General features: G+C 40.2%; 16 protein-coding genes and 6 pseudogenes. 16 read left to right on the top strand and 6 right to left on the bottom strand.

The genetic code is table 11. From position 1 onward, the window contains the following. The first annotated feature begins 309 nt into the window (after window positions 1-309). From MN869_RS08295 to MN869_RS08255, 9 genes and pseudogenes are all read left to right on the top strand, one after another. Window positions 310-2,013, top strand: a complete 1,704-nt coding sequence (locus tag MN869_RS08295; protein ID WP_026057537.1) for a ShlB/FhaC/HecB family hemolysin secretion/activation protein — start codon at window positions 310-312, stop codon at window positions 2,011-2,013. A 32-nt stretch (window positions 2,014-2,045) separates the two neighbouring features. Continuing rightward, the gene (locus MN869_RS08290) at window positions 2,046-8,285 is read left to right on the top strand and encodes a DUF637 domain-containing protein (protein ID WP_241345203.1); all 6,240 of its coding nucleotides are present in this window, start codon (window positions 2,046-2,048) and stop codon (window positions 8,283-8,285) included. A 19-nt stretch (window positions 8,286-8,304) separates the two neighbouring features. After that, the gene (locus MN869_RS08285; RefSeq protein WP_005202683.1) at window positions 8,305-9,684 is read left to right on the top strand and encodes a hypothetical protein; all 1,380 of its coding nucleotides are present in this window, start codon (window positions 8,305-8,307) and stop codon (window positions 9,682-9,684) included. Window positions 9,685-9,913: 229 nt separating this feature from the next. Beyond that, window positions 9,914-10,573 (top strand): amino acid ABC transporter permease, encoded by a 660-nt coding sequence (locus MN869_RS08280; RefSeq protein ID WP_243307026.1) that lies wholly within the window; start codon window positions 9,914-9,916, stop codon window positions 10,571-10,573. After that, window positions 10,563-11,234, top strand: a complete 672-nt coding sequence (locus MN869_RS08275) for an amino acid ABC transporter permease (RefSeq protein ID WP_005202685.1) — start codon at window positions 10,563-10,565, stop codon at window positions 11,232-11,234. Before MN869_RS08280 ends, MN869_RS08275 begins: the two co-directional genes overlap by 11 nt. Then, complete coding sequence (locus tag MN869_RS08270; RefSeq protein ID WP_005202686.1) at window positions 11,231-11,962, top strand: amino acid ABC transporter ATP-binding protein; 732 nt, start codon at window positions 11,231-11,233, stop codon at window positions 11,960-11,962. Before MN869_RS08275 ends, MN869_RS08270 begins: the two co-directional genes overlap by 4 nt. Before the next feature lie 63 nt (window positions 11,963-12,025). Beyond that, window positions 12,026-12,256, top strand: a pseudogene (locus MN869_RS08265) (glutamine-binding protein); the annotation flags it as partial. A 58-nt stretch (window positions 12,257-12,314) separates the two neighbouring features. Then, complete coding sequence (locus tag MN869_RS08260; protein WP_005202694.1) at window positions 12,315-13,181, top strand: cysteine ABC transporter substrate-binding protein; 867 nt, start codon at window positions 12,315-12,317, stop codon at window positions 13,179-13,181. Between the two features lie 143 nt (window positions 13,182-13,324). Then, window positions 13,325-13,771 carry a VOC family protein gene (locus MN869_RS08255; RefSeq protein WP_005202696.1) on the top strand — a complete coding sequence of 149 codons (447 nt, stop codon included), beginning with the start codon at window positions 13,325-13,327 and terminating at the stop codon, window positions 13,769-13,771. Window positions 13,772-13,852: 81 nt separating this feature from the next. On the opposite strand, the gene MN869_RS08250 is transcribed toward MN869_RS08255, so the two are convergent. Beyond that, window positions 13,853-14,632 carry a TorF family putative porin gene (locus tag MN869_RS08250; RefSeq protein ID WP_005202698.1) on the bottom strand — a complete coding sequence of 260 codons (780 nt, stop codon included), beginning with the start codon at window positions 14,630-14,632 and terminating at the stop codon, window positions 13,853-13,855. A gap of 125 nt (window positions 14,633-14,757) precedes the next feature. Continuing rightward, a complete protein-coding gene (locus MN869_RS08245) occupies window positions 14,758-15,207 on the bottom strand; it encodes a helix-turn-helix domain-containing protein (RefSeq protein ID WP_005202700.1) in 450 nt (149 codons plus the stop codon). Window positions 15,208-15,303: 96 nt separating this feature from the next. Between MN869_RS08245 and MN869_RS08240 the strand changes: the two genes are divergently transcribed. Continuing rightward, the gene (locus MN869_RS08240; protein WP_005202702.1) at window positions 15,304-16,527 is read left to right on the top strand and encodes an MFS transporter; all 1,224 of its coding nucleotides are present in this window, start codon (window positions 15,304-15,306) and stop codon (window positions 16,525-16,527) included. 70 nt (window positions 16,528-16,597) lie between these two features. Here MN869_RS08240 and MN869_RS08235 read toward each other — a convergent pair whose 3' ends face one another. The 3 genes and pseudogenes from MN869_RS08235 to MN869_RS08225 all read right to left on the bottom strand — a co-directional run. Next, a complete protein-coding gene (locus tag MN869_RS08235) occupies window positions 16,598-17,476 on the bottom strand; it encodes a CopD family protein (RefSeq protein ID WP_005202706.1) in 879 nt (292 codons plus the stop codon). Between the two features lie 78 nt (window positions 17,477-17,554). Beyond that, a complete protein-coding gene (locus tag MN869_RS08230; RefSeq protein ID WP_005202707.1) occupies window positions 17,555-17,926 on the bottom strand; it encodes a copper resistance CopC family protein in 372 nt (123 codons plus the stop codon). Between the two features lie 118 nt (window positions 17,927-18,044). Continuing rightward, a pseudogene (locus tag MN869_RS08225) lies at window positions 18,045-18,497 on the bottom strand (MFS transporter); the annotation flags it as partial. Between MN869_RS08225 and MN869_RS08220 the strand changes: the two are divergent. From MN869_RS08220 to MN869_RS08195, 6 genes and pseudogenes are all read left to right on the top strand, one after another. Beyond that, window positions 18,482-18,637 (top strand): annotated as a pseudogene (locus MN869_RS08220) (TetR/AcrR family transcriptional regulator); the annotation flags it as partial. The pseudogenes MN869_RS08225 and MN869_RS08220 overlap by 16 nt on opposite strands. 113 nt (window positions 18,638-18,750) lie before the next feature. Next, window positions 18,751-19,974, top strand: a pseudogene (locus MN869_RS08215) (AMP-binding protein); the annotation flags it as partial. Next, a pseudogene (locus tag MN869_RS08210) lies at window positions 19,974-20,216 on the top strand (Lrp/AsnC ligand binding domain-containing protein); the annotation flags it as partial. The pseudogenes MN869_RS08215 and MN869_RS08210, both read left to right, overlap by 1 nt. Window positions 20,217-20,225: 9 nt before the next feature. Further along, window positions 20,226-21,276, top strand: a pseudogene (locus MN869_RS08205) (aldehyde dehydrogenase family protein); the annotation flags it as partial. Window positions 21,277-21,314: 38 nt separating this feature from the next. Next, window positions 21,315-22,955: a thiamine pyrophosphate-binding protein gene (locus MN869_RS08200; RefSeq protein ID WP_005202802.1), complete on the top strand. Its 1,641-nt coding sequence runs from the start codon at window positions 21,315-21,317 to the stop codon at window positions 22,953-22,955. Window positions 22,956-23,104: 149 nt separating this feature from the next. Then, complete coding sequence (locus MN869_RS08195; protein WP_033134733.1) at window positions 23,105-24,298, top strand: hypothetical protein; 1,194 nt, start codon at window positions 23,105-23,107, stop codon at window positions 24,296-24,298. A 72-nt stretch (window positions 24,299-24,370) separates the two neighbouring features. Here MN869_RS08195 and MN869_RS08190 read toward each other — a convergent pair whose 3' ends face one another. After that, window positions 24,371-25,366 (bottom strand): AraC family transcriptional regulator, encoded by a 996-nt coding sequence (locus tag MN869_RS08190; protein ID WP_033134734.1) that lies wholly within the window; start codon window positions 25,364-25,366, stop codon window positions 24,371-24,373. Window positions 25,367-25,607: the final 241 nt, after the last annotated feature.

The raw sequence follows: 25,607 nt of genomic DNA, 5'->3' as shown, positions 1-25,607 counted from the left end.
CTGAACAAAAAAGAAGTGATTGTAATGGATCGCAAGGAGATCGACTAGTTTAGATAGGAGAATGCAGCTGTAATTTTATATCCCTATTTAGATGTGGATATTTCAACATTAAATTTTGATCAGTTTTATTAGAATACTTATCTTCTCGTATTGAAAATCATAGGCAAGGTTAATTATTTCACTAATAAATATAGTGACTTGGTTATCTATTAATAAAAAAAACTTAAATCATTTGTTATTTCTATTGAAAACTAAGTTGAATTTCGTACAATACAGTCTTGTCTGTATTGTGTATGAAAAATGTAGGAAATGTATAGAAAATATTTCATGATTCCGCTGATCATATATTCAGGCTTTAGCTATGCCGAAGATCAGGTGAGTCAACAACAGACCCGAGATTATCTTTCTCAGAAACAACAGATTGACCAACTCACTCAATCTGTTGCGCCATTTATTCAGTTACAGCAAACAAAGGTTGATTCAAGCTATCCTTGGTTACAAAAAGAACCGATTTGTTTTGGCATTACATCTTTAGAGGTTGATGTTCCAAGCACACATCCCAGTATAAAAACCGCAGACTTTAATCGCATCTTTAAAGAGCTCAAGTATTCAGACAATAAGGTTTTAGGCCGCTGTATTGGTGAAAAAGGGCTTTCGGGCCTCGTGAATTACATCAATGAGCGACTGGTTCAATTGGGTTATGTGTCTACTCAAGTGATTGTACCTGAACAGGATCTTGCGACAGGACATTTACGTTTAACTTTAATCCCTGGATTGATTGGGGAAATCCGACTTAAAAATAGTAAAAACCAAACTTTGAATTACCGTTTGCCTATGCACGCAGGCGATATCCTCAATATTCGTCAACTGGAACAAATTCTAGAAACCTTTGCCCGTTTACAAGGGATGCAGACCAGTTTCGATATCTTACCCAGCCAAAAAAGTGCTGAAAATGCAGGTTATAGCGATGTCGAGATTGTATGGGAGATTCGGGAACAAAACTTTATCACTGCTGGATTGAATGATGCAGGCAGTAAAAGCTCTGGAAAATACCAAGGCTATGCCAGCTATGCTCTAGAAAACCCGCTTAATTTTGCGGATAGCCTATTTGTTTACTATACCCAGTCACTCAATGACTGGAACGCAGACCATACTGATTTTAATAACGTCTTTATTTCCTATGAAGTCCCGTATCAAAACTGGCTGTTTAATATCAATGCCAGTCAATATACCAATACCCAAGAGTTGGAAGGCTTTGATCAGTGGTTCGATTATAAAACCATTAACAAAGATTTTAACCTACAAGCACAGCGCGAACTTAGCCGCAGTAAATCCTACCGCCTTTCAGGCTATGCGCAACTGTACCGAAAATCGGCATCTAGTTTTATTGAAGATGTCGAAATTGAAGTGCAGCGTAAACGCACAGCAGGTTGGGAGCTTGGCAGCAAATACCAGTTACGGCTCGGGCAGCAAACCATCAATGCTCAATTCAGCTACCGCAAGGGTACAGGCATCTTGGGGGGCAGCCAAACTGCTGAAGATATTACGGGTGAGGGTGATTCTCGCGCTGGAATTTGGAATGCTGCTTTTCAATATGCAGTGCCATGGCAGACCGCTAACAATAACTTTATGTATCAGCTGAACTGGCAAGGACAGTGGAGTCCGCAGAAAGTGGTCAGTCAGGAAACTTTCAATATTGGTGGACGCTACAGCATTCGCGGCTATCGGCCTGAGCAAAGCATCGTGGGCAGTAATGGGCATTATTTACAACAGACCGTGCATTGGCTCAATCCCATTTCTAATTTCTCACTCTACGCAGGGCTGGATCAAGGGCTGGTGACAGGAGAAGGCACTCAATATTACTCCGATCGTTATTTATTAGGCAGTGTGGTGGGTTTAAGAACTCAATTCAAACATATCAATGGTGAGCTTTTCGTGGGTCGGGGACTGGTTGCACCACAACATATCCAGAAAGACCTCATCACTGGTTTTAATCTCTCATTTAACTATTAAGCAAATCTATTCATAGAAATATAGGTATAAAGATGAATAAGCAATTTTACCGCACTAAATTTAATGCCAAACTTGGGACGTATGTCGCAGTATCTGAATTGGCAAAATCCCATCAGGGCGATACCTCTCCACGCATTAAAGCTTCAATCCACAATAATAATGTGACAGACTCAGGCATTGCGGCAGTTGGACAACGAACCTTAAAACAATTGGTACTGGCGCTTTCAGCCTTGATGGCGATTAGTCCGATTTATGCCAATGTCGTCGTCAATAATAATGCAGCTGCTGCGCATAAAGTGACCGTGCTCAAGGAAGGTAATGCAGCCAATGTCTGGATTACAGCACCCTCTGCATCAGGGGTATCACGTAATAGCTATACCCAGTTTGATGTGAATCAAAATGGTGTGATCCTAAATAACTCACGCGGCGCAGCAACCAGCCAAATTACCAAAACATCAATTGCAGCGAACCCGAATTTAGCCAAAGGGGCTGCGACCACGATTGTCAATGAAGTGGTTTCAAGCAACCCAAGTTTATTGCAGGGTAATCTTGAAGTCTTAGGATCACGAGCAAATGTAGTGATTGCTAACCCAACAGGCATTACTGTAAATGGTGGTGGATTTATCAATGCCAATCAAGTCACGCTATCAACCGGTGTGCTTGGGTATAACAGTGATGGTTCGATCAAACAGCATACGGTAAAACAAGGTGCAATCACGATTAATCCTGATGCCAATAATCGTGGACTCGGTGGCAATGCCAATAATCCCGTTGCATTAGAACTGTTAGGCCGTTCAATTGCGATTAATGCACCAGTGAATGCTACGACCATTACTGCTGTTACTGGGGCAAATACCATTGCGGCTGATACAGGAGAATTTGCTGCGACTACAGGCACAGGAACTGTACCAACCGTTGCGATTGATGTTGCGCAGTTAGGCGGGCTTTATGCCAATAGTATTTATTTGTATGCCAATGAAGCTGGTATAGGGGTCAATAATGCAGGCATGATTAAAGCCAAAAATAATTTAGTTCTTAACAGCAATGGTAAAATCACCAATACTGCAACAGGATTAATTCAAACCACAGATGCCACTAACGGCTTGATGTCTGTTCAGAGCAATCGAGCGGATGGACATGGTGACATTGTCAATCAGGGTAAAATCCAAAGTTCAAATGCCTTATTTGTGGATGCTGGACGTCACTTATATTTACAACAAGATAGTTATACAGGTGTCACTAATACGACTTCAAAGAACATTGTGTCTTTAAATGCCAAAGGTACGGTCGTAGGAACAGGTGCTGTCATCAAACAACATGGTGATGGTCAAGATGTTTACATCAATGCAGGCGGCGATATTAGTCTAACGGGTAAACAAGCAAGTGGGATTCAGAACAATATTGGCAGTAATGGTGGTGTCTATCTGAGTGCTGGTCGAAAGATTAAAGTAACTGATGGATTGATTACTAGTCGTAATGATCTTGCAATCAGTTCAACAAATCAATTAGATCTGAAAGATTCAAATTTATACAGTAGAGATACTGGGATTTATATCAATAGTGTTGGAACCGATATTGCCAATGCTGCAATCAATGTCACTAATGCCGTACTTGATGCAAAAACAAAATTAGCGATTCAATCGTCAGGTTTATTAAACCTCACAGATTTAAGCTTGCCAATTGCATCAGGACAAAGCAGTACCCGTGTGCAAGATGTGGTGTTCACTGCACAACAGAATCTAAACCTTAACCAGAACAAGCAAATGTTACAGCCGATTAAAGGCAAATTGGGCATTGCAGCAGGTGGAGATATTTCTTTGGCAACGGGATTGACGGGTGCCAATGTTGAGGTAAAAGGTTTACGTGGGATTGATATTGAGGGGACCAATGTTAAAACCAAGAATATTAAGCTATCTACGGCTGGAAACTTAAATATTACAGCGCAAAAGGACGTTAATTTACAAGACAATACCAGTCTATGGGCATCATCAGGCAATATTAATGTATCTTCTTTAGGGGGCAACCTCACCACAACCAGCCTGACTGCATTGGCAAATAAAGGCAAAGTGTCATTACTTGCAGATAAAGATGTACGTTTAAATATCACTAAAATTAATAGTGCGGTAGAGGGAACCACTGCACTGGATCAGACCAATCAGAAATCAAAAATCACAGCAGGCCAAGATATTAATATTGGCTCAACCAACCAAGGGGCACTTTATCTCTATGCAGGAGATATTCAGTCTACGGCCGGAAATATTAATTTGATTGCCGATAAGAATCTTAACTTATACCGTGCTGGAGATGTGAAGCAGGTTAAGAATGCTGATGGGACTTTTATCCCTAAAACTACCTATTTATGGTCGGACTTAAAGGCAAAAGATATTTCGTTTAAGTCAGCGACTGGCAATGTAGAACTACAATGGTTGAATGCCAATGCCACTAATGATCTTGTGGTTGATGCAAAAGGCCTGAGTCGTATCTATGGCGGTGAATTAAAAAGTGGTCGGAATATTGAGTTGCATGGTGGAGACAACGTCAGACTCTGGGCTGTGAATAGCAATTCAGGCGCGCATACTGCGGTGAGTTCAGATAAGAATATTTATTTAAATAGTGATATTGATGCCAATGGTCAAACCAGTTGGGCAGCAGCAAGCACAGTCAATATGACTGCTGGTGGTTTACTGTCTTTAAAGAGTAAAGGTTTACAAGCGCATCAACGGACCAATTTAAAGGGTGGTGCCGTCAACATTGAAGCGGGCACAAGTTTGGATTGGAGAGATAAATATACGCTGACGGCGGTTGATAGTGCGATATTAAAGAACAATGCAGATCTAGCGCAGTTTAATGGTGATATTGGGATACAGACAGGAACTGGAAATCTTACCATTACGCCAACCAATATTACCTTAAATGCTTATGGTGATATTGATCTTCGTGCTAAAGGTGGAGATCTAACCTTAGTTGGGATAGGTGGCACACAAGGTAATGGTTCAGAACAGGTTGTTAAGCTCAATACAGCTACTGGTGGGATAAGTCTTGAAGGGAAGAAAGTAGAGCTACAAGGCTCTCAATTAACTGCGTATAAAGATATATCTATTTTGGCGACTAATGGAGATTTGATTGTTGATGGAATAAAAAATAATCTCGTAAATAAAACTAAAACAGAGAAAAATATAGATCTCACAAATACACAAAAAAGGGTACTAACAGAATTGGAACTTTTAAAAGGTCAACAGTTCTTAGATGACTATAGTAATATGGTTAAACTTTATGAGGATTATGTGAAGGGTGGTTATGATACAAATCTTTATACTGCATATAATAAGGCATATGATGGTTTTATTAATAAATACCCAGTCAAACCTAATCCTAGCCTACTTATATTTGGATTAACCCAACCAATTTTTCATAATATTTTATATGAAGCAAAACCAAGTACAAGGTTTGCTGCTTCATATGTTTTTTTTCCTAAATATGATCAAGAATATTTAGAGACCTTACAATCAGATATAAATTTTTATAAAACGAATATCAATGGTTATGAACATGTTGGTTCAAAAATATCAAGTGTAAATGGCAATATTGGTTTGATTTCATCTAAAGGTATTTCTGTTAGCGGATCAAATATTTTAGCTTCGAATGGAATGATTGATGTTGAAGCTAGAGAGAGTTTAGCTGAATCATATACGTCAAATACTGTTAAAAAAGGAGGCCAGCCTCAAACCATGAATGCCAGTATCATCATGGATGGGACAGTTGATTTTTATGACAAAGGTGGAGTGAACGATACAAATTATAGTATGCGGACAATTTTAAATCCTACTATTGTTAATGGAACAAAGGGCATTAATATTCGAACACTAGGTAATACTGTAAAGGATAATTTAGTATTGCAAGCAGTAGGAGTGATTTCAGCACAAGGTGATGTGAAAATAGAATCAAATAAAAATATTTTATTTGATGCAGCTATAGAGCAAAGTTATGATCGCTCCACGCAGACTGAAAAGAGAAAGTCATGGGGAGGCCTTAAGAAAAAATATATTACAACAAAACGAGAAAATGAATCTACTAATGTAGCTTCCGTAGAGATACAAGCAAAAAATATTTCTATCGAGAGTAAAGAGAAAAATCCTCTGAATAATATTGATATTTATTCAGGTAAGTTTATTGCTGAAGGTGGTTTCGTTTCTATACGATCTGGAGGAAATTTAAACTTTTATACAACAGAGGAATTATCCAAAAGTAATACTGATGTGACAAAAAAATCCTCTTTTGCAGGTATCAAATATAATAGTTCTAAGACAAATACATCCCGAACTCAAATAAGTGAAATTCCTGCCGTACTAAAGGCAGATTATATTGGTACAAAATCAGGCTTTGATACTCGGTTAGAAGGTACAGAGTTTGAATATTTACGCTGGGCAAAGATTGAAGCTGGTGGAACTCTTTCTTTGTTGGTAGCAAAAAAAACAATCTCTGAGTTAACTAAAAATGAGAGTAACTCAGTTGTTTGGCAATCAATGCAAGACAAGGGATCAATCACTGAAACAGCAAAATTACCAAGTTTTAATGGTCCAGTTGCACCTACATTTATCGCAAATGGTGGATTAACTGTACAAGTGCCAATGGTTTCTGGTCAGAATAATGATGTTCGTGCAGAAGTGATCAAACTTTCTAACCAGCCTGGTAATGAATATCTGAAAGATCTCATTGCCCGAAAAGATGTGAATTGGGAAGCAGTAAAACTCGCACAAGAGAGTTGGAATTATAAACAGCAAGGTTTAACAGGTGCTGGGGCTGCTATTATTGCTATTATTGTGGTAGCAGTAACCGCTGGTGCTGGTGCTACAGCAGTAGGTGCTTTAGGCGGTACAGCATCAACCTTGGGTGGATCTGCAGTTGCAATGAGTCAGGCAGCAATTACGACTTTAGCGACACAAGCGAGTGTAAGCCTGATTAATAATGGTGGGGATATTACTAAGACTTTAAATGAGCTTGGTAGTAAAGAATCAGTAAGAGGTTTAGCGACAAGCATTGTAACAGCAGGTTTGCTGAGCCAAGTAAGTACAGCTTTAAATCTCAAGCCTGATAGTACTTATTTTCCTGATCGTTTAATGAACAACTTTGCGAATTCAGTCGGTTCAACTTTAGTACAGACCGCGATTAATGGTGGAAATCTACAGGATAATCTCGAAAAAGCTTTATTAGCTGGATTGGCAGGTGCATTACAAGGTGAATTAGCGAGTCAAATTGGTAATAGTTTAGATAAAGTTGATCCTAATACATTTGAATATGTTCTTCATAAAGTTGCTCATGCTGCTGCTGGCTGTGCAGCCGCAGCTGCAACGAAAGCGAGCTGTGAAGCAGGGGCTATTGGGGCTGGTGTAGGAGAAATCGTTGCAGGATTAATGCCTGATCCAGCTAATGGCATAGAATATACAGATGCAGAAAAACTAAAAATCCGAAATATAGGTAAATTGGTTTCAGGCACTGTGGCAGCATATGCTGGTTATGATGTAAATACTGCTGCTAATAGTGCTGATACTGCAATTCAGAATAACTCTTTAGTTAAATTAGCGACCACGACTGGTAAAGTTTTAGTTAAGACTTTGGATGAGTTTAATGCATTAAGAAAAGCAGGAAAACAAGTTACAAAAGATGATATTGTGGCATCTCTAAAGAAACAGAGTGCAGATGAGCTTATAGGCATTGCAGATGATTTATTAGCAGTATTTGGTAGAGGTACCTCATCATTTGATCGTGCTTTAGCGGCAATAGACTTAATCGTTGGAACCGACTTAAAACCTGGTAAGGGAGATTCACTGAAACTTGCAAAGACTGAACTAGATAAATTAAAAACAGATCGTTCCTTTGTTCAAACAGTTTACCAAAATAAAGTTGATGTTATTACACGCAATAGATTGAATGGTAAGGAGTTTGAAACGAGCGCTGCTAGTAAGTTAGGAATACAACGTAATACTGATCGACAAATGATTACTGTTAAAACAGAAAGAGATGGACAGATCAATATTATTCCAGATGCTTTTGGGGATGGCGGTACATTAGTTGAGTTCAAAAATTTAAAGTATATTACTGATACAAAACAATTTAGAGGCTATGCTGCGACTAAAAAGCCTGTGAAATTAGTGATTAATCCAGATACAAAATATTCTAGTACTATTGAGCAAACGATTAGAGAGTCTAAAGGAACTATTTATACATTTGATCAGAATACGAAAGCTCTGAAAATATTAAAAGATTTTAGCTAAATTTAGGAACTCTACTGATATGAAAATTAGCGCTCCAATACGTACAAATATTTATGCTCATCAGAACTTAGCCGATCCTCAGAATTTCTTTCGGCGTATAAAGTTTAGATGTGAAAATTATCCCGAATTAATTCCTGAAAAATGTGGTTTTTGGGAACCGTTTAAAATTAAATTCTCTCCAGACATCATTGAGACATTAATTCCTGATGATCGTGGTGGGCAGGCTGGTAGCCTGTATTGGTCTAGAACTAAGAGAACCAAAGCTTGGGGGGCTTTTAGTGTTCCTATGCATAGTAATATGCATGCTAATGAAGTAATTCACAGTGAGTTACAGCAAACTGATCAAAACAAGCTAATTGAATATGTAAAAAAAGTTTGCCTAGAGTTTAATGCTGACTTAGCTATTATTGATATAGAGGTTAATGATAGTTGGAATCTTGCTAATCCACATATTGGTGGAGTAGAGCCAACGACGGATCAATTATGTAATTGGTTACCTGATATGTACTGGGGAGTTGTCTTTGGCAAGCCATATATTGATTTGTGGGGGGAGAATCTATTATTAGATGTACCTGCCTTTAAAGTTGAAAAATTATCAGATGAATTAATTTTCATACAATTAACAGAAAGTATTAGTGATGTTGTAGAAAAAACTGAAGAAGTTAGAATTAAGCGTGAAGAAGTTAAGAGTTTTTTAAATAACTATGTATTTTATACGCCAGATAAAGGATACAGATCTGGTAATACGTTATGGTTTTTTTCAGGGAGATCTGAAAATGATCTAATTCGTATTCCAAAAGTAGAATACAGAACTAAAGTCTTTAATATACCGCATTTTACACTTGAAAATTCAGTGCAACATGTTGAAAGTGATGATATTCAAAATGAACCTAAAAAATTAAATCAATCTAGACTCATTGACACAGATATGTGGAAGGTTGCTTTATCACCGGAATGGTTTGTACAAGCTTATCCTGAAGAAAAAGCCGACTTATCAACTGGAACAGTTGAAGAAATTAGATTTTTTTATCAGCCAGAGTATTATGACTCACCTATTGAAAAAGAGTTGTTTATTGGTGCATGGGATAGGCCTGACCAAGGTAAAGAAACTCGTCAAGAGTATGCTGAATCTAGTATTCAAGAGTTGATTGAAAGCTATCCGCAAGCGGTATCAAAATGGGTGACAGTAGAAAGTAAGATTGTACATTTTGATGAGTATTCAGAGATCTATTTAGATCAAACAGACCAACAGGATTCCAATTTATTTCGTATAGCAATTAAATTAATTATCTTCGATAGTTACTTTGTTAAACTAACTTTTATGGATTATTGGTGTAACGATTTGAGTGGATCTAGACAAATCTCTGATCCAATTTTTAGTTCGTTTCAGGTTAAATAATTACTTATATTTTATATGATTTTAAGTATTAAGCTCTTGATAAAATAAGAGCTTAATTACTTGAGTTTCTGTTTCGATAAAATAAAGTAGACATTTATCATCCAAATTTCAGCAAAGCTTAGCAAATAATAATATTTCATGTGAAATTTCAATCAGCATAGACTCATCCAAAGATAAATAACAACAATGTATTTATCAAAAGAATCAATTTTACATTCGGATGTTTTCTTTGGATTGGCAGTATATACAGAGTGTGCTGCCGCAGTTCTATGCGGCCACATTCATGACCTTAAAAATCTCCTCTATCGGTATCATGTTATCCATTTTATTAGGGCTGATCTGTAGTGTGATTAGCACTTATCAAGTTCGAGTACTGAATAAAATTGTCAAAGTCTATATCGAGGTTTCCCGCAATACACCCTTGCTCATTCAGCTATTTTTCCTTTACTACGGTTTACCCAAGATTGGCATCAAACTGGATGGTTTTACATGTGGTGTGATTGGTCTGACTTTTCTCGGGGGCAGCTACATGGCAGAAGCCTTTCGTGCAGGCTTACAGTCAGTTGCACAAGGACAAATTGATTCTGCTCGAAGTGTGGGTTTAAACGCCGTTCAAGTCTTTCAATATGTGGTGTTTCCACAGGCATTGTCGCTGTCTATTCCAGCGATTGGTGCGAACTGCTTATTTCTGATTAAAGAAAGTTCCATCTTGAGTGCAATTGCAGTGGTGGAACTCCTGTTTGTGACTAAAGACTTGATTGGGATGGATTACAAAACCACAGAGGCTTTATTCCTATTAATCATGGCCTATCTGATTATCTTGTTACCTGTATCAGCTTTAACGAGTTACTTGGAATACCGTAGTCGGAAGGTGAGCCATGGGACTTGAGTATTTATTTCAACCGAGCCATATCGAACGTTTACTGTATGGCTTATTGCAAACCATCGAAATTGCATTTCTGTCCGTATTTTTATCTGCCATTTTCGGGACAATTTTTGGGGTGATCATGACCTCAAAAAATGTGTTGGTCAAAATCCTGTGCCGTTTCTATCTCGAGACTATACGAATTGTGCCAATCCTCGTCTTATTGTTTGTTTTCTATTTTGGTTTTGCGACATGGTTTAACTGGCAGTTGTCATCGTTTTGGGTTTGTATTTTTGTATTTACCTTATGGGGAACTGCGGAAATGGGTGATCTGGTTCGCGCCTCGATCACCTCGATTGATCAGCATCAACGGGATTCTGCCTATGCCATGGGCTTGAATCATATCCAAGCTTTAACTTATGTGATTTTCCCACAAAGTTTAAAACGGGTAACACCTGGTGCATTAAATCTGTTTACCCGCATGATTAAAACCAGTTCATTAGCTGTACTGATCGGGATGGTGGAAGTTCTGAAAGTGGGGCAGCAGATTATTGAGAACTCATTATTGACGGTACCCAGTGCATCGCTGTGGATTTACGGTTTCATCTTTATTCTTTATTTCCTGATTTGTTATCCATTATCGCTTTTAGCAGCGCATTTAGAAAAAGTGTGGGAGAACGCATGACTTTGTTATCAATACAGCATTTACATAAGTTTTATAAACAAAGTCATATTTTGCATGGCATTGATTTAGACGTACAACAAGGCGAAGTGGTGGTGATTTTGGGACCATCGGGCTGTGGAAAAAGTACCTTGTTGCGCTGTATCAACGGATTGGAACCCATTCAAGAAGGTGAAATTCACCTGAAAGATGTGGGTGTATTGGGGCAGGACTTGCCGTGGGATAACGTACGCCAACAGGTCGGGATGGTGTTCCAGAACTATGAATTATTCAAGCATATGAATGTGATCGACAATATTCTGCTGGGTCCGCTAAAAGCACAAAAACGCCAACGTGCAGAAGTAGAACAACTGGCAGATCAATTGTTGCAGCGGGTAGGTTTACTGGATCGTAAATATGATTACCCCTCCAATTTATCGGGTGGTCAGAAGCAGCGGATTGCCATCGTCCGAGCTTTGGTGATGAAACCGAAAGTGATTTTACTGGATGAAATTACAGCAGCTTTAGATCCTGAAATGGTGCGGGAAGTCCTAGATGTGGTGCTGAAACTGGCACAGGAAGGCATGACCATGTTGATTGTGACTCATGAAATGGGTTTTGCGCGTAAAGTAGCGGATCGCATTATTTTCATGGATCAGGGCAAGATCATTGAGCAAAGCTCGCCAGAAGCATTTTTTCAGCATCCGCAGACGGAACGTGCGAGAACCTTTTTAAATATTTTGAATTATTAAAATGAGGACTTTATGAGATTGAATTTAGCAATTGGGCAATATACCCATTCTTCAAAAACAAAAATGTTTGGTCTGGGCATCACTTGCGTATTGATGACAGCTGTGTTGACGGGCTGTAATCAACCCGCTTCCTCAGAGCCCAAAGCTACGGCACAAGATACTTCACTGGAACAGGTTCGGAAAAATGGTGTCTTGCGAGTTGGTGCATTTGTCGACAATCCACCTTTTGGATATGTCGATAGTGCAGGAAAAAATCAAGGCTTTGATGTCGCCTTAGCAACCCCAATATCTTTTTAGATGTTGATAGCACCAAGCAATAACAGATTTTTAAAACACTAAAAAAGGTGAACGTATGCAAACAATAACATTGTCAAATATTCAAAAATTACTGCTGGCTTCTATATTCAGTTTAGGACTGACGGCGTGTAATAAAAATCCACAGTCAGCAGAGAAATCGGCGGAGTCCTCAACGCAAGTCTCCAGTATCGAGCAGATCAAGAAAAATGGGGTGGTACGTATTGGTGTGTTTAGTGATAAGCCGCCGTTTGGTTATCTGGATGCGCAAGGTAAAAATCAGGGCTTTGATGTGGAAATTGCCAAACATGTGGCCAAAGATTTATTGGGTGATGAAAATAAAGTCCAGTTTGTACTGACAGAAGCGGCCAATCGAGTGGAATATCTGAAAGCCAATAAAGTCGATATTATTTTTGCTAATTTCACAGTGACGCCTGAACGTGAACAAGTGGTGGATTTTGCGAAACCCTATTTAAAAGTCGCCTTAGGTGTGGTGTCTCCAAAAAATAAACCAATTACTGATATTGCCCAATTAAAGGACCAAACCTTATTGGTGAATAAGGGTACGACAGCGGATTCATTCTTTAGCAAGCAACATCCAGAAATTAAGTTGCAAAAATATGAGCAAAATACTGAAACGTTTGATGCCTTAAAAGATGGTCGTGGTGCAGCGTTGGCGCATGACAATCTTTTAGTCTTAGCTTGGGCAAAAGAAAATCCAAATTATACCGTGGGTATCACCAATCTAGGGGAGCAGGATTTGATTGCACCAGCGGTACAGAAGGGCAATAAAGAGTTATTGGATTGGTTAAATCAAGATCTAGAGAAATTAGCCAAACAAGGCGTGATCCATCAAGCTTATGAAAAGACTTTAAAACCTGTCTATGGCGATGGTATTCCTGCCAAAGATTTAATTATTGAATAATCATTTTCAATGAATCTGAAAGCCAAGCGAGGTTGAGTTTCGCTTGGTTTTTTTATGACTACAAATTGATGTGTATTACAAAGTATAGACAGTGCTCAGAAAATCCGCACCTTAGAATGAATAAAACATAGGGAACACATCAAATGCAAAGAACAGAAATAGATTTTATCGTGAAAGATAGCATAACTGCATTGGCATTTTATGAGCAGGTTTTTGAGGTTGAAAGAATTGAAGTTGGTGATTTTGTCGTTGGACAAAATAGTATGATTATGAGTATTCATGGGGTTCATTTTCATTTGCTGGATGAAAACCCAGATTTCCAATTGCTGGCACCTACCCAAGAAAGCTATATCCCGATTTGGTTTAATATTACCGTCACTGATATCGAGAAAACATTGCAGCAAGCAGTTGATGCGGGTGCCGCGGTGATTCAGGCGGTACAAGATATGCCTAAAATGGGCATCAAAAATGCGATGTTTAAAGATCCTTTTGGCTATATGTGGTTATTACATCAGATACTTGAAGTGGTAGATTATGAAACTCGGGCTCAATTATTGGAGCAACAAGGTTTTCAGCGTAAATCTAGTTAATAAATCAGTCGATAAAAATGCGATGTCATACAGCAAGTCTGCATATTGGTTGATGCTTGCTGTACTTCGCTTAATTTTATTCTAAAAGGACTTGGTCAGGCTAAACACGGCGGCGGTTTTAACACCTTTTTTATTGCTATCGAGATAACCTGTGTGATCTAGGTCGGTTCCAATCGCAGCCAGTTCCGCACTTAAGTTCATCGGTTTATAGTTATAATTTGCGCCAATTTTCCAATCGAAGAAATGATCTTTTGCTTCTCCACCATAAATGGCTTGGTTGGCTTTGGAATAGCCTAAGCTTGCAACTGCACCAAAGCTGGTTTCGGCAATGGGAGTGGTATATAAAAGATTAAAATACCAATTTTCGACATTTTCACCGACGCTTTGGCGAGTGGCTTTGCCTCCATATTGCGGGGTATAGCTCACACTTGGGCTAAAGCTATCATTATCTTTCAAAGCATTATTGATGATTAGTTTGAGATAATACTCATTATAATTTAAATCACTTTTACCGACATAATGATAACGCAGCATACCGAGATCAAGAGTAGGTTGGAATTTCCCTAAGCTGATTGGAGTGGTATAGCCAATAAAAGGATCGAGTTCTAAGTGTGCTTCATTACCAAAATCGACATTTGAAGCAAAAGCCGCGGCATAGAATCCAGAGGAATGGCTTAAAAGAAAATTACCTTGCAAGGCTGCATCATTTTGGGTTTGAGTTTGACCACGCCAGCGATATTCACTGGCTAAAGCGACATTCCCACTCAGCACGAAATTCGATGTTGCGGGCTGATCTGATGCTAACGCATCGTTTGAAGCTAAAACAGTTGTTAAAACCAGCACACAATGAAAACCTTTCATAACATCCTCAGCATATGAGTTAAATTTGATGTGATGTATATTAGGTTTTAATTGATTGATAAATAATAAAATGATCGTAAATTCTGCGTAAAGAAAGCATAAATTTTTAACGTATATTTTATAGGCTATAGATTCACTTTTAATACTTCTGTTGTATCCGCGTCTAAGATATGTCCTTTACTTGAGCTGAGTGTCATTAAAGGCACAGGTTTTTGGGTGGATTTTTCAATCAGGACAGAATGCGCTTCATTTTTCCCAAATAGATATTGTTCACCCCATTGACGTAATGCAACCACGATCGGGAACAGTTGTTTTCCTTTATCCGTCAAAATATATTCTTGATAGGCTGTGCCATCAGACGCGGCTCGCATTTCTAGAATTTCAGCATCAATTAATTTATGCAGTCTGTTGGACAAAATATTACGCGCAACACTCAGACTACGTTGTAGGTCACCAAAGCGATGTATCCCATCCATCACATCTCGAATAATCAGCAATGACCAACGATCTCCAATCACATCAACACAACGTGCAACAGGGCAAGGTTCATCTACGGAAGTTTTATCGAGTGACATCGCATTCTCGGAACAGTTGAATCAGACTAGTTGCATTTTAAAACTAGATCGCTTATGGTTCAAGTAGTTTTAATTTGAAACTGGTTTGGTGCTGCGATGAATAGTCCCTGTACATCGGCTTTATCACAAAATGAAAAGCATTGTTTAATCCAGTCCAAAAAATTGCCGACCCGTTTGGTGTGGCTATTTGCCATTGCAAGTGGTCTGAGTGTTGCCAATGTTTATTATGCGCAACCATTGCTTGATGCAATTGCAACGGATTTGGCAATCAGTTATGCCGCTGTTGGCAGTGTCATTCTCGTGACTCAACTGGGTTGTGCGATCGCTTTATTGTTGTTAGTTCCATTGGGAGATCGAGTCGATCGTAGACGATTAATGCTATTACAGCTATTCGGATTGGTGCTTGCATTGACTGCTGTAAGTATCACTAAAACGGCTGTAGGCATATTTGCAAGTATGTTTGCTGTTGGCATGTTAGGGACTGCCATGACGCAGGGACTGATTGCCTATGCTGCAAGTGTTGCCGAATCCAATGAGCGTGGATATGTCGTAGGTACAGCACAAAGTGGCGTGTTTATCGGATTGTTATTAGCACGTGTTTTTGCTGGAGGTGTGAGCGATTTAGCTGGATGGAGGAGCGTATATTTTTGTGCAGCCACACTGATGTTGATGATTGCATTCCCGCTTTGGAAATCCTTGCCAGTACGATCCAATACACAGAATATGTTGGCTTATCCTCGTTTGATTTTGTCGATGTTAAGTTTGCTTTATCACAATAAACTATTACAAATACGAGGCATATTGGCATTGCTGATGTTTGCAGTGTTTAATATTTTTTGGAGTGCACTGGCTTTATTGTTGAGTTCCCCTCCTTATCAGTATTCCCATACCGCTATTGGTGCATTTGGTTTGGTTGGGGCACTGGGGGCATTAATGGCTACAAAAGCTGGACAATGGGCAGATCAAGGCTTTGCACAAAGAACCAGTGCATTTGCCTTGCTCATCATCTTATTGTCTTGGTTGGCATTCGCTCAAATGGAATATTCAATTGTGGCATTAATCATCGGTATTTTATTACTGGATCTGGGCGGGCAAGCTTTACATGTCACCAATCAAAGTATGATCTTGCAAACTGGACAGGACAATCAAAGCCGCTTAATTGGACTGTATATGTTGTTCTATGCCGCAGGCAGTGGATTAGGAGCAATCACTACAACCATCACCTATGCAAAAGCGGGATGGTATGGCGTTTGTCTACTGGGTGCCTGCGGAAGTCTAATGCCATTATTATTTTGGTACTTAACGCGGCATGCTAAATAGTCATTAGACACTATGTAGAAACATCAGGTGAATTGAGAGATATTAAAATCAGCATCAACATTATCGTAAATCACTCAATCCCGACCACAGTCGTAATATACGCTGTTACCATGAGAATCACAAAGCCTAGAGACATTTCAAACAAAATGGCATAACCCAATTGTTTGGCAAATTGGGGTTGTTGCAAACGTGGGGTGAAATACCATTTATTAAATGCAGCTAATAATAAAATGCTAAAAACAAATAACAGTTTAATGATAAAACCTTGTCCATAAGGCGTTGTGAGGAGGGTATCAGCATCCTTAAACAACAGCAGGGCAATGCTGGCGCCACATGCAATTAAAATCACCACAATAAATGCCGCAATCCGCCCAAATAAATGCATAGCCTGTTTTAATGGCAGTCCACTGATGCTGTGGCTGATTTTCCATAAAGGATACAGTGATCCCATCCAGACAGCCATTAAAAGTACATGGATGGTCAATAGCAGCTGGGCAAAAATGGATAAATTGGTCACATGACCCAGTTGAGAAAAACTATATACAATAAGCACTAAGGGTATAGCGAAGAAGATTCTCTCAAAGCTTCTGATACGGGTACTTTTTTGATGAAGTCTAACTAAAAGCAGTACAAGGATTAGTGCAAAGCTGACAATACGAATCAGATGAATATGCCCCGTGGAGGTATTCAGCACAATATTGATATAGGTCAAATCAAACATGCCGAAGAGGCCGCTGTTTGCAAAGCTACCGATCAAAAGCAAGAAAGCTAACGCGCTAGAGATCAATCCTAACACTGCACCCAATGTCATATATTGGACAATGGTACTTTTTATTGCACTATAACGGCCTAATAGGAAGTAGCAGAATGAACCGCCAATGACCATAATCATGCCGAGATAAAGGCTTATTTTGTTAAACCAAGCGGCAAATATCCAATATTCAGACATTATTTTTATTCCTTGGGATGAACAACTTACTCATTGATCGAGTTGGTAAATTGTTCATATCTCGTTATTAGCGATGTCTTATTTAAAGCTGAAACTATATTCACCATTCATGTTATGGCCGTCTTTGCCCATGGTGCTCCAAAGCACGGTATATTTGCCTTTTTTCAGTGTAGGGATGGCAATATCAAAGGTTTTTTTCAAGTCATGGCTGACTTTATAATTCAGCGGCAATTCTCGGCGTTGTTCATCTAACACTTGGATCTTCATTAACATCACCTCATCACCAAAATTAAGGCTTAGGTTTTTAGGTTGGGTTGAAACAACGGTATTTGCAGCAGGGCTAGCACTGATCAAGCTGACATGAGCAAAGGCCGTGGATGTGGCGATGGTTAGGGTTGTACCGATGATCAGGTTGCGCAACATGGTTTTACTGTTTTGTACAAGACTCATTTCTTATCCTCTTTAAAGCATGATGTATGGGAAATGGCACAATCAGCGCCATTTGCTTTCATGTTTGATTATCCAAGCAGCATCAGTACTTCTACGCGACAGGAAAATTACCTTTTTGTCATTTTGATGGTTGCATGCTTGGCTTAAGGCTACGAATCACAATCGGCAGCACAAGCAGATAAATCACGGCCACGCTTAACCAGATTGCACCTGGCCATTTAGCTTGCAATTGAAAATACAGTGTAGAGAACAATAGGGGGGCAAACATTGAGGCCAAACTGATTGTCGATGCAATAATGCCTTGAAACTGTCCTTGTTGTTCAAGTGAGACTTTTTGTGAAGCTAGGGCTTGTAAAGAGGGGGTACCAATACTGCCTAGGGCGAAAATTGGCATGATGGCAAAAATCATCCAGCCTTGCTGAGCAAAGGCCATCACTACTAATGCGATACAGCTACAGCTCATCCCGATGAAGATTGTATTTCGATTACCGAAGTATCTTGAGGCATGCTGAGGAATAAAAGCCTGAACCAGCATTTGGCATAAACCAAACATGCCTAAACACAACAGCCATGTGTGTGGTCGGGGCAATGACCTATGTGGTGGTTGAACCGTTGGATCCAGCACAAAATACCAAGTTTGATCATGCGCACAAAGACTATTTTTCCAAACAGATTGCTGACTTTTGTGTGGATGCAGTACAGAAAAAGTAGGGCAGACAAAACGGTTTAACATCACAACAATAGGCAGTTTGAAGAGTAGTTGCAGTTACAACAATTAGATCAGGTAAGAACAGAATTAAAAAAGAATCAAGGAGAATGATTCAATGCAACACGTACGGTTAAGCTATGCCTCTGGAACCAGCTCGCAGCCCCTGTTGGGGATGACGATTGGAGATAAATTTGATCAAGCCTGCCAGCAATATGCTGAGCAAGAGGCGATTGTCAGTTCACATCAGAACCGACGCTTAAGCTACAAAGAACTACAGCATGAAGTGAATGCATTTGCCTGTAGTCTGCTCAAGCTGGGTTTGAAAAAAGGAGATCGCTTGGCGATCTGGTCGCCGAATTGTGTGGAATGGACCGTGACCCAATTTGCCGCATTTAAAGCAGGCATTATTTTGGTGAATCTGAATACTGCTTATAAAAATCATGAACTGGAATATGTACTCAATAAAGTCTCCTGCAAAGGCTTGATTATTGCCTCACAATTCAAGACCACAGATTATCAAGAATTGCTGAGTAAGATAGCCCCAGAATTGGCATCCAGTCCTGATAAGATATTGAACGCAGCTCGGTTACCGCATTTAAAATATGTGATTAAAATTGACGAGCAGCAGTATACCGGTATCCATCGTTTTAGTGATTTGCTCGAAACCCCAAATCAATCTCAGCTCGATGAGTTACAGCGCTTAGCCAAGCAATTGCAGTTTGATGAAACCATTAATATCCAATTTACCTCAGGAACCACAGGCAATCCGAAAGGAACCATGTTGACGCATCATAACATCCTGAATAATGGTTATTTTGTTGGTGAAGGGATTGGCTTGACGCCCCAAGATCGAGTTTGTATCTCAGTGCCTTTATTCCATTGTTTTGGCATGGTGATGGGCAATCTAGCTTGTATTACTCATGGTGCAACTATGGTTTATCCTGCGTCAGTGTTTAATCCATTGGAAAGCTTAAAAACCATTGAGCAGGAAAAATGTACTGCAGCCTATGGTGTGCCGACCATGTTTATTGCCATTTTGGAACATGAGCAATTTGCCGAATTTGATCTGAGCAGTTTAAGAACGGGCATTATGGCAGGCAGCCCATGTCCGAGAGAAATCATGCAGCGTGTGATTGACCGCATGCATATGTCCGAAATCACCATCTGTTATGGCATGACCGAAACCTCTCCAGTCAGTGTGCAGAGTTATATTGATGATTCAATTGATAAACGCGTTAGTACGGTTGGTCATGTTCATCCACATTTGGAAGTCAAAATTGTCGATTTAGAAGGCGAAATTGTGCCGCAAGGCACACTCGGTGAACTTTGCGTACGTGGTTAAGCGAAGATCGTTCCGTGGTGATGGATCGGGCCAAGCAATACTTTGCGGCAGTTGAAGAAATCCAGCAATGTTATTTCGTCAATGGCGGTGTGTCTTTTATCATGATTATGCTTTCCAATAACCTATCTCATTTTGAGGCCTTAGTCAGAAAGCATTTTGCCGATAATCAAGATGTAAAAACCTATCGGACTTTAATCGTTTTAGATCGGGTCAAAGTCAGTTTAGATTTGTGTTTCTAGGCTGAGTTGATGATTGGGAAACCAGCGGAACAGACTCCGTTAACTGCCTATGCTTTGGCGGTACTGGCAGAGCAGGCAGGCTTACCTGCTGATCTATTTATTTTGATCAGTGGTGACGCGGTGGCTGTCGGGCAAACTTTATGTGCAAGTGATACGGTACGTAAACTCAGCTTTACCGAAAGGTTTACTCAGTGTATTGGTCGGACGAGGTTCGGTGATTGGTGATGCAATCGTAAAGCATCCTTTGGTGCGTAAGATTTCATTTACGGGTGGAACCACTACGGGTCGTCATTTGGCACATTTAGCAGCCGATAAATTGATCACGACCTCTTTGGAGCTTGGTGGAAAATCACCAACGATTGTATTGCCAGATGCAGATATTGAACTGGCAGCCAAAGGTGTGGCTTACGGTATTTTCAGTTCGGCTGGACAAGCCTGTATTGCAGGTTCGCGTCTGTTTGTACACAGCAGTATCTATGATCAATTCCTCAGTCGTCTGGTTGAAATTACCAAAGGCTTGCGTGTTGGACACCCTGAAACAGCAGGCATACATCTCGGGTCTTTGATTAACCCGAAGCATTTGGCTTCTGTCGATGACTATGTACAGCTCGCGAAACAAGAAGGTGGGCAAGTCCTTGCGGGTGGTCATGCCTTGACCGAAGGTGAGTTTGCTAAAGGTAGCTATTACTTACCCACCATTATCACTGGCTTAAGCAATTCAGCACAAACCTGTCAGGAAGAGATTTTTGGCCCTGTACTGGTGGTGATGAAATATGACGATGAACAAGATTTGCTTGCACAAGCCAATGACAGTTGTTTTGGACTTGCTGCAGGCATCTGGACGGAAAACTATCGTAAGGCATGGCAAATTGCGCGTGCTTTAGAAGTGGGTACGGTCTGGATCAATACCTATAAGAAATTCTCGATTTCTGCGCCATTTGGCGGCTTTAAAGAAAGTGGCATTGGGCGTGAAAAAGGTCGTTTAGGCATTTTGTCTTATATGCAACAAAAAAGTATCTATATGGGATTAAGCGAGCAGCCAAATCCTTGGGCGAATTAATACATTCATGGAATGAACCGTTTTTGAGGAATATACAAATGACAGAACGTGTAAATGTCGGCGAAGCCATCGCCCGTGTTTTAGAAGCACACCAAGTAGACAGTATTTATGGCGTGATCTCGATCCATAACTTACCGATTGCTGATGCAGTGGGTCGCCGTGAAAAAATCCGTTTTGTGGCGGCACGCGGTGAAGCAGGTGCGGTGACGATGGCCGATGGTCACTCGCGTTTTAAAGGACTCGGTGTGGCGCTCACCAGTACGGGCGCGGGTGCAGGTAATGCAGTCGGTTCACTGATTGAAGCGATGAATGCAGGCAGTCCTGTTTTACACTTAACTGGGCAAGTCGAACGTGAATATTTGGATCGTGACGCCAGTTTTATTCATGAAACCAAAGATCAGCTGACTTTCTTACGTGCATCAAGCAAAGCTGCTTTCCGTATTACTAGTCCTGACAATGCGGTGGGTGTGATTCGTGAAGCGATTCGTGTAGCTACGACGGTACCGATGGGGCCAGTGAGTGTTGAGTTACCGATTGATGTACAAGCAGCAGAAATCGATTTGCCGCTGAACTTGGGCCCAGTAAAAGCCCTTGAATTACCACAGGCTGAACAGGTCGAAGTCGATTTAATCGTTGAAGAACTGAAAAAAGCCAAACGTCCAGTGTTTTGGATCGGTGGCGGTACGTTGAATAGCGTTGCGGAAGTCAAAGCCATCGCTGATCTTGGTATTCCTGTGGTGTCATCAACACATGCGCGCGGTGTATTGGCGGATGATCATCCGCGTAGCCTAGGTGCATTCCATAACTCGGCTGGTGTTGAGCAATTGCTTAAAGACGCTGATCTATTGGTAGTGGTGGGTTCTCGTTTACGTAGTAATGAAACCAAAACCTATTCAGTGCAATTCCCTGACAATATTATCCAGATTGATGCCAATCCTGTGGCACAACAGCGTAATTACAAAGTGCGTAACTTCATCTGTGGTGACGCTAAAGATGTATTGCAACGTGTATTGACTAGCTTGCAAGGTATTTCAAAAGTCGATGCGGATTATGATGCCGCGATGGTGAAGGCAAAACAGGCGGCAATCGATGCGCTACGTACGCAGTTAGATCAGTACGCTTTAATCTGTGATCACTTACGTGCTGCTTTACCACAAGACGGTATTTTCGTACGCGACATTACCATGTCAGGCAGCACTTGGGGCAGCCGTTTATTCCCAGTACAAGCACCAAACCAGAATATTCACTCTTTAGCAGGTGCAATTGGTTTGGGGCTGGCGACTGCGATTGGTGCTTCCATTGCCAACCCTGATAAAAAAGTCATTGGCTTGGTCGGTGATGGTGGTTTGATGTTAGGCATCGGCGAAATCGCAACCATGGCGCAAGAAAATACCAATATGGTGTTGATGATCATGAATGATGGTGGTTATGGCGTGATGCGTGGTATCCAAAAGAATTACTTCGGTGGTCGCCAGTATTTCAATGAATTGCATACCCCAGACTATAAAGTTTTAGGCGAAGCAATGGGTGTGAAGAGCTGGAAAGTGGGCAGTGCTGATGAATTCAAGACCGTGATTCAGGAAGCTGTTGCATTCCAAGGGCCAAGCGTGATTGAGCTGGATATGCATTCAATTGGGCCATTGAACTTCGCGGGTCCACCACAGAAAAAATTGTACTAATCTCACTGAGCTTTGGCAGTCCGTGCTGATGTGAAGACCGTTTTATGGGCAAATTTTTTTGCTCATAAAACGATAAAAACTATGTTTCATAGGTAAAACAAAAAAGCTAGCCAACAGGATCGTTGGAACAAAAACCAAGGAATCAAGAGATGAAAAAGACCTCTATAGCCATGCTATTTGCTGCATTTTATTTGGGTACCACATCCCATGTTTTTGCACAAAGCTCAGCCCTAGAATGGAAAAGTGAAGATGGAACGGATTCGGTAAAATTGGGTGGCGTGGTGCGACTCAACCAACGTTATGAAAATTGGGAAGGACCCAATGGCGGTTTTGGAAAACTGTATTTTGATATTTTTCGGGTGGATTTAAAAGGCAAATTTGACGACGCTTATTTTAATGCCAGTTATCTGTTTCAGGATCAAGAGAAACGCTCGATTGAGAAAGCTTATGTCGGCTATAACCTTGATCAAAATAATAGTATCGAAGCAGGTTTTGTCTATAAACCTTTTGCAATTTATCCTTATCCACAGAATGGCTGGACCTATCATATTCCATTTTTCTTGGGCTACGGCAACAACATTGCACCGGGTTTGAACTGGAATTTTAATAACAAGGATTGGGATATCAAACTGGGCTATTATCCGCAAATGCTGGAGACCAGTCTGCGTTACTCACCTGAAAGTGCCACCTATGATGATTTGGCCGATAATGCGTTTCCAACCCAAAAAGCCTATCAAAATGAAAAGCGCCATCAATTTAACACGCGCATCGTCCGTAAATTAGAAACTGATTTTGGTAAGCAAGAATTTGGTGTGTCGGGCGCTATTGCACAATTGCACAATAAAAGCACTGATAAAAATGGTCAATATTATGCGGTCGGCCTACACACAGATAATAATTACAAACGCTTTAATTTACAAAGTTCTGTAATTCATTATCAATATGATGCCAAAAACCCTGAGGGTGTCAGTAATGATGTAACCTTGATGGGTAATAATGGCTTTACCCCTGCTTATTTCATTGCGTCAGAAGCCACAGTTGCCAGTTTAAACCTCGCTTATACCTTGCCTGTGCAGGACATGGGCAAACTCAAAGCCATCCGTTTCTATAATGACTATAGTTATATGGACAAGAAACGCGATAATTGGTCAGCTTCACAAATGAATACCACAGGGATGATGTTTATTGCTTCTCCGTTTATGGTGTGGGCTGATTATACCTGGGGTAAAAACTCCAATATTATTGGTGGGGCTTCCAATGCCACAGGTTATACCTCAACGGTTTCGCCGTATAGCGACCAGTGGTTATACCGCATCAATTTAAATATTGGATTTAGTTTCTAAATTTCCAATTGGTACTTTTTTAGAAGGAGTGAGTCATGCCCATGATTCACTCTTTTTGCTTTTGAGAAGTTTTTAGCTGAGATGGCTTTTTCGATATTCAGATGGAGTCAGGTGTTCCCATTGTTTAAAGGCACGGCTAAAAGCACTCTGTTCGGCATAACCGAGTAGCAGTGCAATTTCAGTGAGAGACAGTTCTGATTTGACCAAATAGCTTTTTGCCAGTTCTACACGAATGCTTTTAACCAGATCGCTATATTGCAAATTATAGCTAGTCAGCTTGCGATAAAAGCTTCTTAGCGATAGATTCATCTGTTTGGCAATATTCTCAGCAGAGGGTTCACCAATCTTCAGCATACTAACGATGAGTAGCTGTAAATCTTTTAAGAAAGTATCAGGATTGGGAATGCTCTTGAGTAGTGCTTCTGCCTGCTGATCTAACAGTTTTTTAAGATACGGATCACGACTTGGAATGGGCAGATGCAGGATTTCAAGTGGTAGCCATAATCTTAATACATCTGAATCGAAACTGACGGGGCAGCCATACACTGCTGCATAGGGTGCGATATCAATAGGTGCAGAAGCAGAAAATTCGATTTCTAAAGGGCAAATCTCAGGTCGCTGCAAGATCTTACGGATAGTATTCAATACGCCTGAAAGCAGCACTTCATTCGAAAGTTGAGAGTTTTTATGTACCACAGGCGTCCAGCACATACAAAAACGATCTTCTTTTTGCACAATCGAAAATGAAGCCGAGTTTTGCAACAGTGGTTGGAAATTCTTAAAACAATTCAGAAAGCTGATCAGGTTCGGACTGGATAATGCTAAGTAACCTAATATATGGATATGATGCGGTTCTGAGAGTTCACCAATATAATGTCCTAACACAGGCGTTGGATGTTGCTGATAGATATGTTCAAGCAGACTCCACCATTTGTGCAATGGCATTCGGGCCTGATGTGCATACTGTTTACTGAGCTCATCTAACTGCAAATTTGAAATATTGTTTTGTTGTAAATACTTTGCAATGAGCTCTAACAGAACCGATGGAATACTTGGAATTTCAGTCATAGTTACACTGCTCGTTTTGAAGTCACATCCTTTAACTCTATCCCGATCAATCAGCCAATCATCCTCACTGATTGCGGTATTTATCTTAACGGATTCAAATCCAAGCCTATTTATCATCAAAGGACAGAATAGCAGTATTTAGTACCCAAACTGTCGAATGAATCATCAATTTGATTTGATTTATTTTGATGCTTTATGCATTTGACTTTGATTATTTTAATCTGGCATTGACGGTCAAGTC

The sequence above is a fragment of the Acinetobacter sp. NIPH1876 genome (assembly GCF_022808535.1).
Taxonomy (GTDB): Bacteria; Pseudomonadota; Gammaproteobacteria; order Pseudomonadales; family Moraxellaceae; genus Acinetobacter; species Acinetobacter higginsii.
The sequence above is the reverse complement of the archived record's forward strand: the minus strand, read 5'-3'. Positions and strand labels throughout refer to the sequence as shown.

What these genes read in the sequence shown, in the direction of transcription:
- MN869_RS08195 (WP_033134733.1), top strand. Translation starts at nt 23,105, where the DNA reads ATGAAAAAGACCTCTATAGCCATGCTATTTGCTGCATTTTATTTGGGT.
- MN869_RS08260 (WP_005202694.1), top strand. Translation starts at nt 12,315, where the DNA reads ATGCAAACAATAACATTGTCAAATATTCAAAAATTACTGCTGGCTTCT.
- MN869_RS08190 (WP_033134734.1), bottom strand. Translation starts at nt 25,366, where the DNA reads ATGACTGAAATTCCAAGTATTCCATCGGTTCTGTTAGAGCTCATTGCA.
- MN869_RS08200 (WP_005202802.1), top strand. Translation starts at nt 21,315, where the DNA reads ATGACAGAACGTGTAAATGTCGGCGAAGCCATCGCCCGTGTTTTAGAA.
- MN869_RS08285 (WP_005202683.1), top strand. Translation starts at nt 8,305, where the DNA reads ATGAAAATTAGCGCTCCAATACGTACAAATATTTATGCTCATCAGAAC.
- MN869_RS08255 (WP_005202696.1), top strand. Translation starts at nt 13,325, where the DNA reads ATGCAAAGAACAGAAATAGATTTTATCGTGAAAGATAGCATAACTGCA.
- MN869_RS08275 (WP_005202685.1), top strand. Translation starts at nt 10,563, where the DNA reads ATGGGACTTGAGTATTTATTTCAACCGAGCCATATCGAACGTTTACTG.
- MN869_RS08235 (WP_005202706.1), bottom strand. Translation starts at nt 17,476, where the DNA reads ATGTCTGAATATTGGATATTTGCCGCTTGGTTTAACAAAATAAGCCTT.
- MN869_RS08295 (WP_026057537.1), top strand. Translation starts at nt 310, where the DNA reads ATGTATAGAAAATATTTCATGATTCCGCTGATCATATATTCAGGCTTT.
- MN869_RS08240 (WP_005202702.1), top strand. Translation starts at nt 15,304, where the DNA reads ATGAATAGTCCCTGTACATCGGCTTTATCACAAAATGAAAAGCATTGT.
- MN869_RS08250 (WP_005202698.1), bottom strand. Translation starts at nt 14,632, where the DNA reads ATGAAAGGTTTTCATTGTGTGCTGGTTTTAACAACTGTTTTAGCTTCA.
- MN869_RS08230 (WP_005202707.1), bottom strand. Translation starts at nt 17,926, where the DNA reads ATGAGTCTTGTACAAAACAGTAAAACCATGTTGCGCAACCTGATCATC.
- MN869_RS08245 (WP_005202700.1), bottom strand. Translation starts at nt 15,207, where the DNA reads ATGTCACTCGATAAAACTTCCGTAGATGAACCTTGCCCTGTTGCACGT.
- MN869_RS08270 (WP_005202686.1), top strand. Translation starts at nt 11,231, where the DNA reads ATGACTTTGTTATCAATACAGCATTTACATAAGTTTTATAAACAAAGT.
- MN869_RS08290 (WP_241345203.1), top strand. Translation starts at nt 2,046, where the DNA reads ATGAATAAGCAATTTTACCGCACTAAATTTAATGCCAAACTTGGGACG.